Annotated in this window: 13 protein-coding genes; 4 read left to right on the top strand and 9 right to left on the bottom strand. The window is 65.2% G+C overall.

What is annotated here, in order from left to right:
* Positions 1–34: 34 nt before the first annotated feature.
* Genes RWN05_RS03425 through RWN05_RS03410 form a run of 4 tightly spaced genes read right to left on the bottom strand, consistent with a single transcriptional unit; the run spans position 35 to position 6,373 of the window.
* Positions 35–2,062, bottom strand: a complete 2,028-nt coding sequence (locus RWN05_RS03425) for a TniQ family protein (protein WP_314138523.1) — start codon at positions 2,060–2,062, stop codon at positions 35–37.
* Positions 2,059–3,216, bottom strand: a complete 1,158-nt coding sequence (locus tag RWN05_RS03420) for an ATP-binding protein (RefSeq protein WP_314138521.1) — start codon at positions 3,214–3,216, stop codon at positions 2,059–2,061. Before RWN05_RS03420 ends, RWN05_RS03425 begins: the two co-directional genes overlap by 4 nt.
* Positions 3,213–5,321, bottom strand: coding sequence for a Mu transposase C-terminal domain-containing protein (locus RWN05_RS03415; protein ID WP_314138520.1), 2,109 nt, complete (start codon positions 5,319–5,321; stop codon positions 3,213–3,215). Before RWN05_RS03415 ends, RWN05_RS03420 begins: the two co-directional genes overlap by 4 nt.
* Before the next feature lie 53 nt (positions 5,322–5,374).
* Positions 5,375–6,373 (bottom strand): hypothetical protein, encoded by a 999-nt coding sequence (locus RWN05_RS03410; protein ID WP_314138519.1) that lies wholly within the window; start codon positions 6,371–6,373, stop codon positions 5,375–5,377.
* Between the two features lie 353 nt (positions 6,374–6,726).
* Between RWN05_RS03410 and RWN05_RS03405 the strand changes: the two genes are divergently transcribed.
* Positions 6,727–7,797, top strand: a complete 1,071-nt coding sequence (locus RWN05_RS03405) for a hypothetical protein (protein WP_314138518.1) — start codon at positions 6,727–6,729, stop codon at positions 7,795–7,797.
* Between the two features lie 236 nt (positions 7,798–8,033).
* Positions 8,034–8,249, top strand: coding sequence for a hypothetical protein (locus RWN05_RS03400; RefSeq protein WP_085511557.1), 216 nt, complete (start codon positions 8,034–8,036; stop codon positions 8,247–8,249).
* 115 nt (positions 8,250–8,364) lie between these two features.
* Here the strand turns inward: RWN05_RS03400 and dnaB are convergent, their stop codons facing one another.
* From dnaB to rpsF, 5 genes are all read right to left on the bottom strand, one after another.
* Positions 8,365–9,738 (bottom strand): replicative DNA helicase, encoded by a 1,374-nt coding sequence (gene dnaB, locus RWN05_RS03395; protein ID WP_369808454.1) that lies wholly within the window; start codon positions 9,736–9,738, stop codon positions 8,365–8,367.
* A gap of 575 nt (positions 9,739–10,313) precedes the next feature.
* A complete protein-coding gene (gene rplI / locus RWN05_RS03390; protein ID WP_056780635.1) occupies positions 10,314–10,766 on the bottom strand; it encodes a 50S ribosomal protein L9 in 453 nt (150 codons plus the stop codon).
* Positions 10,767–10,778: 12 nt separating this feature from the next.
* On the bottom strand, positions 10,779–11,042 hold the full coding sequence (rpsR, locus tag RWN05_RS03385; RefSeq protein WP_056010351.1) for a 30S ribosomal protein S18: 264 nt from the start codon (positions 11,040–11,042) through the stop codon (positions 10,779–10,781).
* Positions 11,043–11,107: 65 nt separating this feature from the next.
* A complete protein-coding gene (locus RWN05_RS03380; protein WP_064295656.1) occupies positions 11,108–11,629 on the bottom strand; it encodes a single-stranded DNA-binding protein in 522 nt (173 codons plus the stop codon).
* A gap of 5 nt (positions 11,630–11,634) precedes the next feature.
* Positions 11,635–12,042, bottom strand: a complete 408-nt coding sequence (rpsF, locus tag RWN05_RS03375; protein ID WP_217485263.1) for a 30S ribosomal protein S6 — start codon at positions 12,040–12,042, stop codon at positions 11,635–11,637.
* Between the two features lie 204 nt (positions 12,043–12,246).
* On the opposite strand from rpsF, the gene RWN05_RS03370 reads away from it, so the two are divergent.
* Both RWN05_RS03370 and RWN05_RS03365 read left to right on the top strand, forming a co-directional pair.
* Positions 12,247–13,548 (top strand): heparan-alpha-glucosaminide N-acetyltransferase domain-containing protein, encoded by a 1,302-nt coding sequence (locus RWN05_RS03370; RefSeq protein ID WP_314138517.1) that lies wholly within the window; start codon positions 12,247–12,249, stop codon positions 13,546–13,548.
* Positions 13,545–14,648, top strand: a complete 1,104-nt coding sequence (locus RWN05_RS03365; RefSeq protein WP_314138515.1) for a hypothetical protein — start codon at positions 13,545–13,547, stop codon at positions 14,646–14,648. Before RWN05_RS03370 ends, RWN05_RS03365 begins: the two co-directional genes overlap by 4 nt.
* The last annotated feature ends 48 nt before the right edge of the window (positions 14,649–14,696 follow it).

Below are 14,696 nucleotides of genomic sequence, written 5' to 3'. Positions count from 1 at the left end.
GGCAGCCGATGGGCTCGGGGAACGACAGGGAGGTTCAGCATGGCTCGCTCCACGTTGATTCGGGTTCGCTGACGAAGAACGAGGAAAGCGGGTTGGGCGGGACCGGTACGAGTAGCTGTTCCCACTCCACAGAGGTGACGGCTCTGCTTGTCGATGGGGGACAGGCATCGATTGCTCGAACTACCTGACGGGTCGAAACGCCGAGTGCCTGGGCGAAGGTTCTGTGGGTGCGGATGCCGTCGTCCAACATTGCGTGCAGAAGTTCGATGTTGAGGTCGAGGATTTCCGTGCCTGGCCAGTTGAGGTGGGCGCTCACTGCTGGGGTTGCCGTCACGGGCTCCCAGATCTGGTGCGCTTGGAGGAATGCTTGCCCGTATCGGTCAATTTCTTCTTGGAGTTCGAGCGTCATCCGCGTTCGGAAGTCGGTGTACTGGGCGACGTCATCGTGGGTGAACCCGAGCTGCAGCTCTGCGGGCAACTGGTCCGAGGACGTCGCGCTGAGGCGCTGCCACAGGTAGCGGCGGGCGTGCCGCAGTCGCGGTGCTCCGCCAGGGTCGGTGTGGACGCTGTCGGCGAGCGTCTCCCAGTGTGTCCGTGGCAACATTTCCGCCGTGGGCAGTTCCAATCGGCGGCGATAGTTGATGGGGTTGGGACCGTCATCGATCGTGCGCGCAAGCTCGCTGATGCCGGCGAGGAGCGCAGTTGTCTGCGCGGGCGTGCCCAGCATGTTCGCTCGCAGGACGGCCGCGAGGTTGCTCTCTTCGTGGTCGCGTGCTTGATCGTTCAACCCGACCGCGCGCACAGCGATGGTGAGCGCGTGCGCCAGTGTCGTGGCGTCGACGTTGCCACCAAGGTCGAAGCGGCTGCACCAGGCCGGCCAGAGCAGTTCCGGGATGCGGTCCCTCCGCGTCTGGAAATACACGGTCCGAGCTCGGTGGGCGTCCATGGTTGCCGGGGTGATGGCGGTGTCCCAGAGGATGCGCTGGGTGAGTGTGAGGTCCTGGTCGTGAGCGCGAAGCACCCACCCTCGGAGCTCATCCGACGCACCCGGCCAGCGGGTGAGGAGCTCGGTGGGGCTTCCCGGCCCATATCCGGCGCCCCTGGGCACGTGGGCGGGCGGCCGGGCGAACGTGGTCCGTCGAACCACCGGGGCACTGACGAACTCGCCCATATTCACGAGGGCCCATGCCGCGCCGATGAGCCCGGCCATCGCGTAGGCATTCTTCGGCGCGCTGATGCCGACGTGTTTCTCCTCGTCGAACAGACCACGCAGTTCTTGCTCATCGAGGCCACTCAACGAGCTGACGTCATCGAATGCACCGGCGCCGCGAAGCGCCGTTGCGACGGGTTGGAGGAGCGTGACGATGTGCTCGCCGGTGCCTGCTCGAAGGTGAGCGAAGATCGCTTCTTGCGCAGCCAATGGCGCTGATCCTGGCGCAAGACGCAGGTGCTCCCAGGTGTCCTCGAGCGGCGCCCGACAGTAGGTTCGTCGCGTTGCGCCGCGCAGTCCGATGTGGGCCCGGCAGCTGGAGGGGTTGAACAGGTCAGTGTTCCGTCCGCGCATCTCAACGACCTCCCCTTGGCAGGTGGGGCAGGCATCGAGGAGGATGCGGCGGTGTGCGACACACGCGTATGTCCAGGGGCTGCGCCAGAGGCTGCGGAACACTCCCGGTTCGTCTCGCAGACAGTCGGGGCAGTACCTCGTGCCGGCCTGCCATGACCACGGTCCACGTTTCGATATCCCCGCTGCCGGCTGTCCCTTCCTCCGATCGCGGAGCACGAGCAGGCTGCCGTCGAACACCTCCATCGTCGCCGCACGAAGTCGCGCCTCCTCGATGCCGGTGGCGTAGGAGATATTCGCGGCGATCGCCGGGTGCAACTGGGTTCCGATGTTGGTGACCGCAGCTGCGAGCAGGTTCTGCAACCCGAACGCGTCGAACATGGCCGCTCGCGAAACACGGAACGAGTGAGCCCACCGGCTGATGGCGCTATGCAACCATTCCCCCTCGAGCAGCCGCACGGGCGTACCAAGTCGCATCGGCGTATCCAGTACGACGGTCACGATGCTTGACGGTCCTGCAGATCCGGCCCGTCATCGTCACCTTCAGCACGCCGTGGTGCAGGATTGTCCGCTTCGAACTTCGCCATGCGTTGCGGGCGTTGACGTTCGACTTCGTCTTCCAGTTCGACGCTGTCGAGGATCTTCCGATCGATGGTCTCAGCACCGGTCTCGATGGCTGTCGCGGCGGCAAGATTGATCAGCAACACGAGAGAATTCAGGTATCCCTGGGTTCTGGCCCACATGTACTCGGCGAAGTTGTCGGCCAGCCAGCCCTCCTCCAGCGGAGCCTGCGTTAACCGGAGCCTGGATTCGAAGGAGAAGATCAGGTCAACCCAAGCGGTGAGTTCCCGTCGTCCTCCGATCTCCATCTTCGGGACGTCGACACGGATCCAACGGCCGCGGGAGTTTCGTGCGGCGACCTCAACAGCAGGAGCCCCCACCCCGCTCAGCACCCCATCGGCGTCGGTGCCGCCGAGGACGACCCGGAGGCCGAAGTTCGACATCCAACGGATGATGTTGTGCACATGTCGCCCGGTCTTGCCATCGAAGTTGACGTGCTGAATCTCGTCGATGATGACCAGCTGGACACCGCACCGCGCGACGGCTCGTTCGAACGCACGTTGCGGGTTCCGGTCAGAGGGCCAGCCGAGTTCATCACACAACAGCCGGATGACGTCGTAGCGGGTCATGGTGCTCTTCAGGTGGGCGTAGATGACAGGCCGGAACGTGGTGAGCGCCCTGGCGGTGCCGTCCTCGAGTTCAATGCTGCGGTGCAACGCCAGGCGCATCATCTCCTCCGCCGCGTGCGTTTTCAGCATCATCGTCTTCCCGACACCGGGCTCTCCGTTCAGGATCGGGATGTCTTGCTGGTGCAGGTCCGAGCGGATGGCGGAGTTGGCGATGAGGCGCAGCTTGCCCATGACGTCCCTGACGACGCTGGTCTCCAGCAACGGCACCATGCGCAGATACCGGGTGCGCTGCATCCGGTAGCGTTCTCGGTCGCGAGCGTTCATCGCCGCCAGTTGTGCGGGAGTAACGCGCCCAGGGTCGAGGACATCGTCGGCGTACACGTCACTGATCCAGGCGCGGTCCTCGGCGGTGAGTAACTCGTTGGGGTCGTCGTCTGGGGTGACAGAGAACCGGGAGGCGTTCACGATTCGGGCCGGTCACGGTGCCACCACGGGCGCAGACCTCGCGGACGTCGCGCGGAGCGCTGCGGGCCCTGCTCGTCCTGCGCTTCGGAAGTGTCATCGGGCTCGAATGGTTCGACGGGCGGCGGTTCATACGTGTTGGCACTGTCGCCGACGCCGCGATCGTGGGGTCGAGGTTCGGACGCAGGCGGGCGCTGTTCGTGTATTGCGTCGGGTTCTTCCTGGAGGGCTGCATCTCGTTGGGGTTCGGTGAGTCGGTCCGTTCGTGCTTGCATGAGGTTGTTGGCGAGTTCGTCGTGTCGGATCCCTTCCGGCATACCCTGGTCGTGTTTGCCTGCGAAGATCTCGAGCAGGATGCGTTCGACGTCGTTTCGGCTGACCTTCTTGCCGGCGTATTTCTCGACGACGTGGGTGGTGTGCATCTCCCCGAACCGGGGAGTGTGTTCGTTCAAGTAGTGCCACCGCAGCGGGTGCAGCGTGCCATCGGCGTCAAAGCACCAGGCGATGCGGAGGTCGAACGGGTCGTAGAACACCCGCAGCTTTCCGGTCTTCATCACGACCGGGTCGCCCTGGAGCTCTCGCAAGATCGGGCTCTTGTAGTTCAGCAGTCGCACGCGAACTCGGCTCGGCTCGATCTTCGCCGTGATCGAGGGAAGGAACCGCACCCAGTCGTACTGGTACTCGACGTCTGCGAAAGCTCCGATCTTCTCGGCCAGGATGCTGAACATCACGTAGGGGCTCAACCGCACGAACGGGTCCTCGGGCAGGACCAGGCCCTCATGTGTGCGGTGGTTGTACAGGTCGATGCACTGGCGCAGCCGTCGTTCGTATTCGCCTGGTGTCATCAGGTCTTCGGCTTCTGGTGCGGTGCCTCGTTCGTGGACAGATCCGCCCGTGAAGCCCGGCATTAGTGCTTCGAACATGTCCTTGATCGTGCGGAACACGCGCTCGACTTGCGCCTTGTCGGTCGGGTTGTAAGAGCGTTGCGGTTCGTAGTGGATCCCGAGCCGCGCCATCTGCGCCGTCATGTACGTGGACACATACTGTTTGCCGTTGTCGACGACGACACCCTCGGGGTGGAACGCGGTCGAGTGGAACGACACGAACGCGCCGGGTCTGCCGATGAACGGTTGGTCGGCGATGGAGGTTTCATCCTCTGCCCACTCGGATGCCAGGGCCGCGGTCTTGGGTCGCAGCACATCGGCCAGGCACAGTCCGATCGCGTACTTCGTCGTGTTGTACGTGATAGCCAGTCCCACCACACATCGGGTGGCGAGATCGATGGCGAGCGTGACATCGAGGCGGACGACGCGACCGGTTCTGGGGTCTTTCACCCAGACATTCGACTTCGTGGTGTCGAACAACACCAGCTCCCCGGGACGCGTCGCCAGGCGCGTCACTCCCGAGGCTTTCGGAACGTTGGTCTGGGAGATGCGGTTCTTCGCGGTCGCCCCGAGGTGTGACCAGGCGCCGCGCCGCTCCTGCACCCTCCGACGAAGGGTTGCAGTTGAGGGCAGTTGCAACGTCGGGTGGGCTGTGGTCGCGTGGATCTGGAATGCCCGAACGAGTGCACTGTCGGACTTCGTCGAGCGCACGGCTTGGTCGTTCATGAAGCTCAGCAGGGCGTCCATGACCTCATCATCGGTTCGCCAGGCTCGGGGTTTGCGGTACCTGCCGTCGAGGAGGTTCTGTCCGTCGCGCCACCGCTTCATGATCCGCTGCAGTCTTCGCATCTCGCTCTTGTGGAGCACGTTGAATCCCTTCATTGAGCCGCGGTCGCGTGTCTGTTCCGCGAGCAGTTTGGCGAGTCTGCGCCGGCGAAGCCCTTCGGGGACGCGGGCTGGATCGAGGTTGGGTGCGGGAGCATCCGTGTCGGGTTGGTGTGCGCGCCGGCCGGTGAGCATGATGTGGAGCAGGTCGGAGTCGTGATCCAGCCGCGCCTTGGAGCGTTCCGTGAGACGGTCTTCGATGTCATGCAGATGCGCGAGATCCTGGGGTGCCTTGTTGCCACGCAGCGCGCGTGCGATGTCGGTCACGGGCACTTCAGTGGGTTGGGTGCCATCGAGCCGGGTGAGGACGACATAGGCGCCGACGTGCTGGATGATCATGCGAGTGCTGTGCCAGTCGAGTTCGATCCCTGGCCGAATCCATCGAATGTCGCTCACGATCGGAACAGTTCGGAATCGACCGTGAAGGGGACCGCCATGTCGACGGTGAGGCGGTGGTCCCAAAGCATCCGGCGCACCACGACGAGTCCTTCCAGCCAGGGCACCTGACAGGTGTCAGCGGCGTCCTCCAGCACCTGGGAGACGGTGCGTCCGGGCCGGTGGGCGGCGAGGAGCTTTGGTTCCAGCTCACGCATCTTGTGTTCCGGTACCCGGGCGGCCGCGAAGTTGGCGAGGTTCTGCGTGAGCGACATGGGGGCGCCGGTCCACACTGCGTGCTGCATTCCCGCACGCGCGAGGGTGCGCTCGATCAGCTCGTGGCGACGGACCGTGTCGGGGTCGACGGCGTGGGATGGCCACTTCACATCCACGACGACCACGGTTCCGCTGGTGGTGATGAGCGCGAAGTCCGGTGTGTGGCTGTCAATGTCGTTGCCGGCGGGGAAGTCGATGGTGAATGGTTGCGCGGCGATGAACGCCACGCTCGAATGCCAGTCGGCGATCAGCGCGAAGCGGCGCTCGTGTTGGGATTCGCAAGCGATCATGTCACCGACGGTCCGGCTAAAGAACGCGACCGGCTTGTTGCTCTGTGCCCGGCGTCTGGAAAAGTCGCGCATCGGGTGGCTGTGCACCAGGTCGGCCAGGCTGACCTGGTTGAGGCGGCGAGCGTAGCCTGTGCGCCCGTCGCGGGAAAGTAAGACCCTCACCCCGACGTCACCCGGAGACCGTTTCGGCAGCCGAAGTCGACGGGGTCCACGGATCGGCCTGAACAGTCGCACACGCGTGCCCTCCCCGAGCATGCCGGCCAGCCGGAACTTCTCCAATGCTGACTGCAGCTCTGGCGGAACCGTGTCGGGGTGCTCACTGGGGGGCAGCGCTGACTCCCACGATGACGGCGCCGGCAGCTCGGCCGGGGCGTGCGCCGGAGAGCTGGACGGCTCAGTGCGGGACTGAGGAATGTTGTGCTGTGACGCGCGAAGAGTGCGGGCGCTCATGATGACCTTTCTGCCGCATCCGGGCATGACGAAGCTGCCCCGGGGATACTCGGACGAGGGGCGACGAGATGAACGAACCGCGCGCTCTGATCGCGGCGTGGTCGTTGTTCGAAACCGTAGGCCGCAGCAGCTGCCTGCGCACAGTTCTCGTGAGAAATTGATCCACCAAGGAGCGACTCTGACCGGCTCCACGAGAGGGCTGACGAGTCAATTGGCTCCGAACATCAACTCGTAAACGAGTCGAAAGCGATCCGTCGAAATGGCATGGCGGTCTGCCGAATCGCAGCAGAAGATCACTGTTGGCGCAGAACCCCGAGTACCGAAAACGACCGCTTGGGTTCTAGGCTGCGGACATGGCGGCGAACAGACAGATCGCGTACGACATCCTCGATGCGGCGTGGGTGGACGTGATGGCGAGCCTCGGAGACACCGTGTGGCTCAATACCTGGCGGGAGACGGCCTGCTACCAGATTTTCACCGCAGCTCGGATCAACACGGTTAAGCGGATCCTCGACGATCTCGGCGGCCTCACTGGGGCTGCGACCCACGTGCTGTACCTGGTCGACCGTGTCACGCCTGCGCTTGAGGAGATCGCTGCCGATGGCCGCATCGCCTACGTCGGTCTCCGCGATCGCGTGTGCTGTGTCGGTGGTGCCCTGTGGCCGCCGCCCCAGGTCGAGGTGACGACGAAACACCGGTCACTGCTTCCGCTGGTGCGTCATCTCATGGTGACATCGACACCGTTCCGGCAAGGGGATTTCGCGGCACCCGCGCCCTCTGGTGACGAACCACCCCTGATGGGTTCTGGCGTGGGTCTAGGCATCAGCCAATCCCGAGTCAGCAAATTGCTCGGCCTTCTTCCGGCCGGATGTGTGAAACGAGAGTCAGCCGGGTGGGTCGTCGACGACTTCGACGACTTGTGGGACTGGCATCTGACGAACTACCCGGGGCCGGGCGGCATGCGATTCTCATGGCGCAGTGACCGAACGCGCAGCACACAGCTGAGGGAGCTGACCAAACTCATCGGCGACGCCGCGGTCGTCCACGTCGGTGACCGCAAGGCTGCAAGGATCCTGCGGTCCGGTCACGACGGCATCGAGGCCCCCCTCAAAGACACCACCCCGAGAAACCGATATGAGGAGCAACACCGGTTCGATATCCACGGACCAGTCATCCTCTACAGCGCCTTCATCAATTTGCGTCTGCGGAGCCTGCCCTACGTTCGATGCGCTCCCGCGGATGCGACCGTGCAGCTCGTGCAACCGGCCGATCCGACCATCCTCACAACCGCCGCCCAGTGGGACAACGGGCATCGGACAGATCCGCTGATCACCGCGTGGGAGCTGACCCACGGACCGCAACAGAACCCAGCGGAGGTGGAATCGCTCCGGAAGTGGGCCAAGAGCTACTGGGAGACACACTGAACTCCAGGCGCGATCAGTAGCCATTCCACGGGCGCAGCGTTACGCTGCTCCCAAGGTGTTACTGCACAGTGCACCGAACGCTGCGGTTCCCGCCGCTCATGTTCGGTCTCGGCAAGGCGTTTCTCAGACGCCAGGCAGATAACAGGTCTTGTTTGCAAACAACACGACCCAGGCTCGTCCCTGCTGAAAGCTTGCCATGCCCACCGCGGGAAGGCAACGACAGAAAGGGACGAGCAATGACCAGGCTGTATGACGCACTCCTGGAAGGAGTGCTGGGCGCCAATGAAGTGGTGCGAGACGCCGAACAGCGCACACAGCGGTGGGTGAATAAACGCAACAACCTCACCCGCATCGCTCACCTGAATGGCGTCCCCGTGGAGGACATCGCCAGGGCAGTCGACCAACCGGTGTCCACCATCCACGAGTGGATCGGACCTCTCGACGAAGACTGAGTCCGAGACACTCGGACCCACGAGTCTCACGACCCAGTTGTCACCCAAAGTGTCGCCGCGGCCACGAAACGACAAGTTATTTGAGCAAGCGACACTTTGCGTGGCGCGTTCACAGCTACATACCCGGCGCCATGTCGGCGAAGCGCGAGAAGTGGCCGTGGAAGCCGACGGTGATCGTGCGGGTGGGGCCGTTACGGTGCTTGGCGATGATGAGATCGGCCTCGCCGGCTCGCGGGCTGTCCTTCTCGTAGGCGGATTCGCGGTGCAGGAGCACCACCATGTCGGCGTCCTGCTCGATCGAGCCCGACTCACGGAGGTCGGACAGTGCCGGCATCTTGTCGGCACGCTGCTCAGCACCACGGTTCAGCTGCGACAGCGCGATGACGGGGACCTGGAGCTCCTTCGCCATGAGCTTCAGCGCACGTGAGAACTCCGAGACCTCCTGCTGACGGCTCTCGACACGTTTACCGGACGTGAGCAGCTGCAGGTAGTCGATGACGACCATCTTCAGCCCAACGCGCTGCTTGAGTCGACGGCACTTCGCCCGGATCTCGACGAGCGTCATGTTCGGGCTGTCGTCGATGTAGAGCGGCGCGTCGTTGATGCGCCCACGCACCTGAGCGATCTTCGTCCAGTCCTGCGAGTCGACGGTCCCCTTCCGCATGAGCTGCAGCGGCACGGATGCCTCCGCACTCATGAGGCGCATCGCGATCTCGCTGCGCCCCATCTCGAGCGAGAAGAAGATCGACGGCTGGTTGTAGTGAACCGAAGCGGCGCGGGCGAAGTCCAGCGCGAGCGTGGACTTACCGATGGCGGGTCGGGCGGCGACGATGATGAGCTGACCCGGGTGCAGACCGTTCGTCAGTTCGTCGAGCTCGCGGAAGCCCGTCGGCACGCCGGTCATGGAACCGTCGGTGTGCTTGGCGGCCTCGATCTCGTCGATCGCCGCACTCACCGCGTCGGTCAGCGGGACGTAGTCCTCGACCTCCTGGTTGCCGGAGACGGCGTAGATCTCGGCCTGAGCGGAGTTGACGAGCTCGACGGCCTCTCCCTCGGCCGCATACCCCATCTGCACGATGCGGGTGCCGGCCTCGACGAGACGACGCAGCAGTGCGCGCTCCGCGACGATGCGGGCGTAGTAGCCGGCGTTCGCCGCGGTCGGCACGAGACTCGTCAGCGTGTGGAGGTAGTCCGCGCCACCGGCACGGGACAGCTCACCCGTCTTGACGAGCTCGTCGGTCACGGTGATGACGTCGGTGGGCTCACCGTGCGAGTACAGCGTCAGCAGGGCGTCGTAGATGACCTCGTGCTTGGGGATGTAGAAGTCCACACCACGGAGCGTCTCGACCACATCGGCGACCGCGTCCTTCGACAGCAGCATGCCGCCGAGTGCACTCTGCTCGGCGAGGAGGTCGTGCGGAGGGACCCGCTCGTTGCCGCGCGGCTCGTCGTACGAACCGCCACCTTCGGAGCGGTTGAGGTGAGCGATCGACAAGTGGACATCCCTTCTCGATGTTGACTCGGGTGGTGCGGGTGATGACGACTCAGGTGTAGCAGGAACGTGCGACACGCACGGGCCCTGCGGGGCGCCCACGGGCTACGGACGAGGGCTGCTCAGCCTGCTCGCCCGGCTGTTCCGAGACGCCGATGACTCACGATAGGGCCACTCGTCTCCACAACCAACTCTGCCTGTGGATAACTCTGTGGAGAGATCGGGGGAAACGCCGCGTGTCGTGTGCACAAGCTGTGGGAAACCCTGTGGAGAGAGAAGTTTTTCCGCCAGTCAATACCGTCCTGACCAGGAGATTCTGATTCCACAGGCTGTGTGTGGAAAGTTCTTTCGATCCTGTGTCGAACGTTGAGGAGAACGGGGGTCACCTGTGTACAACTTGCTTGACTCCGAGGGCGAAACGGGTGTAACACGCAGACGCCGAGACGACACTCCACCCCCGTTCTGGGCACAGAAAAACGCGATGGCGGCAGACCTCTCGGTCCACCGCCATCGCGCTCATCACGACGTGCATGAGGCGCCGGACCCGAGGGCCCGACACCGCACGGCGGGTACTACTTGGCCGCGACCACCTGAAGGGTGATCGTGGCGACGATCTCGTCGCGGAGGCTGATGGTGGCCTCGTGCTCGCCGACGTACTTGATCGGGGTGTGGATCTCGATCTTGCGCTTGTCGACCTCGCCCAGCCCGGCTTCCGCCACGGCCTTCGCAATGTCGGCAGGCTTCACGGAACCGAACAGACGGCCTTCGCCACCCGTCTTGACCGTGAGCTTGACCTTGGTGGCCTGGAGGCGAGCCTTCAGGTCCTGGGCCTCTTCGATCGTGGCGTGCTCGCGCGCAGCGCGGGCCGACTTGATCTGCTCGACCTGCTTCTCGCCACCACGGGTCCACGGGGTCGCGAAACCCTGGGGCACGAGGAAGTTGCGGGCGTAGCCGTTCTTGACGTCGATGACGTCACCAGCGGAGCCGAGGCCGGAGACCTCGTGCGTCAGAATAACTTTCGACATGTGCGGCGCCTCCTAGCGGCCAGAGCCGGCGTAGGGCAGGAGCGCCATCTCGCGTGCGTTCTTGACCGCACGTGCGATGAGTCGCTGCTCCTGGACGTTGACACCGGTGATACGACGAGCACGGATCTTTCCCCGCTCGGAAATGAACTTGCGAAGCGTGGCGACATCCTTGTAATCGATGACACCGACGCGGATCGCCTTCGCGGGAGCGACGTTCTTGCCGCCCTTAGCACCGCGGGCAGGCTTGCGGCGGTCGCCGCTCGACTTTCCAGCCATGGTTGTTCCTTTGCGTGTGAATGGAGTGATCGGCTAACCGGCAGAACCGGACCGATCGAATCTGTTTAGAAGGGGGTCTCGTCGCTGTAGCTGCCCGGAGTGTTCCAGGCATCTGCACCGCCGTTGCCGCCGGAAGCTGCGGGTGCGCTCTGAGCCCAGGGCTCGTTCTGCTGCACCTGCGGAGCTCCGCCGCCGCGCTGCTGACCACCGCCGCCGCCACCCGAGGGTGCACGGCTGATGGTCGCGGTCGCGTACCGGAGCGAAGGGCCGATCTCGTCGACTTCGAGTTCCATCGAAGTCCGCTTCTCGCCTTCCTTCGTCTCGTAGGAACGCTGCTTGAGACGCCCGGTCGCGATGACGCGGCTTCCCTTGGTGAGCGATCCGGCCACGTGCTCGGCGAATTCACGCCAAACGCTCGCGCGCAGGAACAGCGCTTCGCCATCCTTCCATTCGTTCGTCGCGCGATCGAAGTTGCGCGGCGTGGAAGCGATGGTGAAGTTGGCGACAGCCAGGCCGTTCTGCGTGAAACGCAGTTCCGGATCGCTGGTCAGGTTGCCCACCACGGTGATGACGGTCTCGCCGGCCATGAGCCCTAGGCTTCCTTGGTCTCAGCCGCAGCCGGAGCCGCGTCTGCCTTGGGAGCCGCGGCGACAGCGGCAGCGGGCTTGGCGGCAGCCTTGCGGGCGGCCTTCTCTTCGCTGCGCTTCGTCTCGGTGGCGACCTGAGCGATGGCCTCTTCGGCACGCAGCACCTTGGTGCGCATGACGGCCTCGGAGAGCTTCAGCTGACGGTCGAGCTCCTGCGTGGCAGTGCTCGTCGCAGTGAAGTCCACGACGGCGTAGATGCCTTCGGTCTTCTTGTTGATCTCGTAAGCGAGACGACGACGGCCCCAGATGTCGACCTTGTCGATGGTTCCACCATCGTTGCGGATGACGTTGAGGAACTTGTCGAGGCTCGGTGCAACCGTGCGCTCGTCAATCTCGGGGTCGAGGATGACCATGAGTTCGTACTGATGCGTCACTAACCCACCTCCTTCGGACTCGAACGGCCACAGACTTTCTGTGGCAGGAGGGTGTAAGCATCGTTGCGATCGGGCGAGAACAGAGCGGACGCACCCGGGCAACCTTCACAGCGTACCGGACGGGAGCCCGTACCGCTACCGCGGGCCTGTCGCGGAGCCGCCACGCATGGGATGCTGGACCCGATGAGCAGCCCAGCCAGCCGACAGCGCGCCGACCGACTGATCGGTCTCGACCTCGCGCGCTTCCTCGCCCTCATCGGCATGATGGCCACGCACGTGTGGGCGTTCGACATCGCCACCGGCGGGCACACGCCGATCACAGAGGTGTTGTCGGGCAAAGCCGCTGCACTGTTCGCCGTGCTGGCCGGCATCGGGATCGTCCTCACGAGCCGCCGTGACCTCGCCGCCGGCTCCCCCGCCGCGGCGCGACTCAACCTCTTCGGACGCGGCTTCGCCCTGCTCGTCCTCGGCCTCACCCTCGGCGTGCTGCCCGGCGGCATCTACGTGATCATCGCGTATTACGGCGTGACCTTCTGGCTCGCGATCCCGGCCGTCACGTGGCGTCCGCGTACGCTGTTGATCGTCGCGGCCGTCTGGGCGGTGGTCTGGCCGATCTGCTCGCAGGCGCTCCGGGTGCCGCTCAGCGGCGTCGACTCCCCCGAGATCGGCAGTGCGTCCTGGCTCGACGTCTCGGAAGGCGGGTTCGCCCGAGGGCTGCTGCTCACCGGGGTGTACCCGGCGCTCACCTGGATCGTCTACGTCCTCGTCGGGATGGCGGTCGGCCGGCTGCTCATGGATGCGCGGGCGGACGGGACCCTGCGACGGTTCGCACTGCAGCTCGCGGCGATCGGACTCGTCGTCGCCATCGCCTCGGATCGCCTCGCCGCCCTCCTGCTCGGTCCGGTCGGCGGCGTCCAGGGCATCGCGCGCGCCTGGACCGGCGGGCTCGAGCCCGATCCGACGACGATCACCGCCGTCGAGGACGCCCTCGCCGAGGGGATGTACGGCACGAGCCCCACGGAGTCCTTCTGGTGGCTCGTCGCCCGCGCCCCGCACTCGGGCACCACGCTCGACCTCGTCTTCACGATCGGGATCGCGGCGCTCGTCATCGGTCTGTGCCTGGCGCTCGGCACCGTCCTGAACCGCGGCTGGTCGCTCGCGCTCCTGCCGGCGACCGGCGCCGGGGCCGCTCCGCTCACCGTCTACTCGGCGCACGTGTTCATGGCGTCGGTGGGTGCCTTGATCGCCGCGATCGCCGGGACGTATGCGGACACGGCGTGGTTGATCTCGAGCCCGCAGCTCTGGCTCATCCACGTCGCCGGCGCGCTCCTCCTCGGCTGGATCATCGCCCTCACGAAGCGTCGCGGTCCGCTCGAGGCCATGGTCCACGCGGCCGGCCGGGCACTCACGGTCGCCGCGAACCGCCCTGGTCGGACGCCGATGATGCCGGCGCCCGTACCCCACGGATCACCCGACGTCCGATGACCACTCCGACCACTCGGACCGCGACGCCGGACACGCGACCACTCACGGAACGGGTCGACCGTCGCGCGCTCCGCGAGTACCGCAGGGGCCTCCCGGGCGAGATCCGTCCACCACTCCTGGCGGCGATCTGGCCCGCCGTCGTGCTGGCGGTGCTGCCGATCTTCTTCCTCTCCGCCTGGTGGTTCGTACTCGAAGACGGCTCGATGCCGGATGAACCCTTGGACTGGTCGGCCCTGATCCTCCTGCCCTACCTCGCGCTGCCCGTCGGCATGCTCGTCCTGCTGGTGCGCACGGTCCGACGACGCAGCGGCGTGCGTCAGTACCGGCTGGACCGATTCGCTCGGGCGAACGGCCTGGGCTACCGACCGATCGCCATTCCCGTGGCGCTGCCCGGGCTGATCTTCACCATGGGTGGGACGAGCGTGGCCAGGGACCTCGTCTGGCGCGACGGCAGGTCGCAGCTGTCGGTCGCGAACCTGGAGACGACCATCGGCTCGGGGCGGAACCGGAAGGTGCACCGCTGGGGTTACGTGGCCCTTCGGCTGCCGGTGGCGCTCCCCCACATCGTCCTGGACGCCGTCGGCAACAACTCACTCCTGCACCCGAGGCTCCCAGTCACGTTCACGAAGGACCAACGGCTGCGGCTCGAAGGCGACTTCGACCGCCACTTCGAGCTGTACTGCCCGCGCGGGTACGAGACGGACGCCCTCTACCTCTTCACGCCCGACATCATGGCGAGGTTCATCGACACCGTCGCCGAACTCGATGTCGAGATCGTCGACGACCACCTCTTCCTCTACTCACCCAAAGACCTCTCGACCCTCGACCCCGAGGTGTGGACGTGGCTGATGTCGGTCGTCGACATCCTGACCGAGCGCGTCGCGCAATGGGAGCGCTGGCGGGATCGCCGACTGGAACCGGTCGACGCGGCGTCGATGGCGGCTTCGTTTCCACTGATCCGTCCACCACGAGGAGTGGCACGGCAGGGACGGCGCCTGTCCCGTCGGACGGAATGGTGGTGGCTCATCGGTCTGGCCCTCGGCGTCTACGGCTGGTACCTCATCATCACCGACGCCGTCCGGGCGATCACCGGCGGCTGAACCCCCCATCCCAGCCCGCGAACTGTCACTTCGGAACAGTGCGGGCCG

Source organism: uncultured Plantibacter sp., assembly GCF_963518075.1.
Lineage (GTDB): Bacteria > Actinomycetota > Actinomycetes > Actinomycetales > Microbacteriaceae > Plantibacter > Plantibacter flavus_A.
The sequence above is the reverse complement of the archived record's forward strand: the minus strand, read 5'-3'. Positions and strand labels throughout refer to the sequence as shown.

Coding starts and splice junctions, on each gene's coding strand:
- RWN05_RS03410 (WP_314138519.1), bottom strand. CDS start 6,373: ATGAGCGCCCGCACTCTTCGCGCGTCACAGCACAACATTCCTCAGTCC.
- rplI (WP_056780635.1), bottom strand. CDS start 10,766: ATGTCGAAAGTTATTCTGACGCACGAGGTCTCCGGCCTCGGCTCCGCT.
- rpsR (WP_056010351.1), bottom strand. CDS start 11,042: ATGGCTGGAAAGTCGAGCGGCGACCGCCGCAAGCCTGCCCGCGGTGCT.
- RWN05_RS03370 (WP_314138517.1), top strand. CDS start 12,247: ATGAGCAGCCCAGCCAGCCGACAGCGCGCCGACCGACTGATCGGTCTC.
- RWN05_RS03365 (WP_314138515.1), top strand. CDS start 13,545: ATGACCACTCCGACCACTCGGACCGCGACGCCGGACACGCGACCACTC.
- RWN05_RS03400 (WP_085511557.1), top strand. CDS start 8,034: ATGACCAGGCTGTATGACGCACTCCTGGAAGGAGTGCTGGGCGCCAAT.
- RWN05_RS03415 (WP_314138520.1), bottom strand. CDS start 5,321: ATGATCATCCAGCACGTCGGCGCCTATGTCGTCCTCACCCGGCTCGAT.
- RWN05_RS03380 (WP_064295656.1), bottom strand. CDS start 11,629: ATGGCCGGCGAGACCGTCATCACCGTGGTGGGCAACCTGACCAGCGAT.
- rpsF (WP_217485263.1), bottom strand. CDS start 12,042: ATGGTCATCCTCGACCCCGAGATTGACGAGCGCACGGTTGCACCGAGC.
- RWN05_RS03405 (WP_314138518.1), top strand. CDS start 6,727: ATGGCGGCGAACAGACAGATCGCGTACGACATCCTCGATGCGGCGTGG.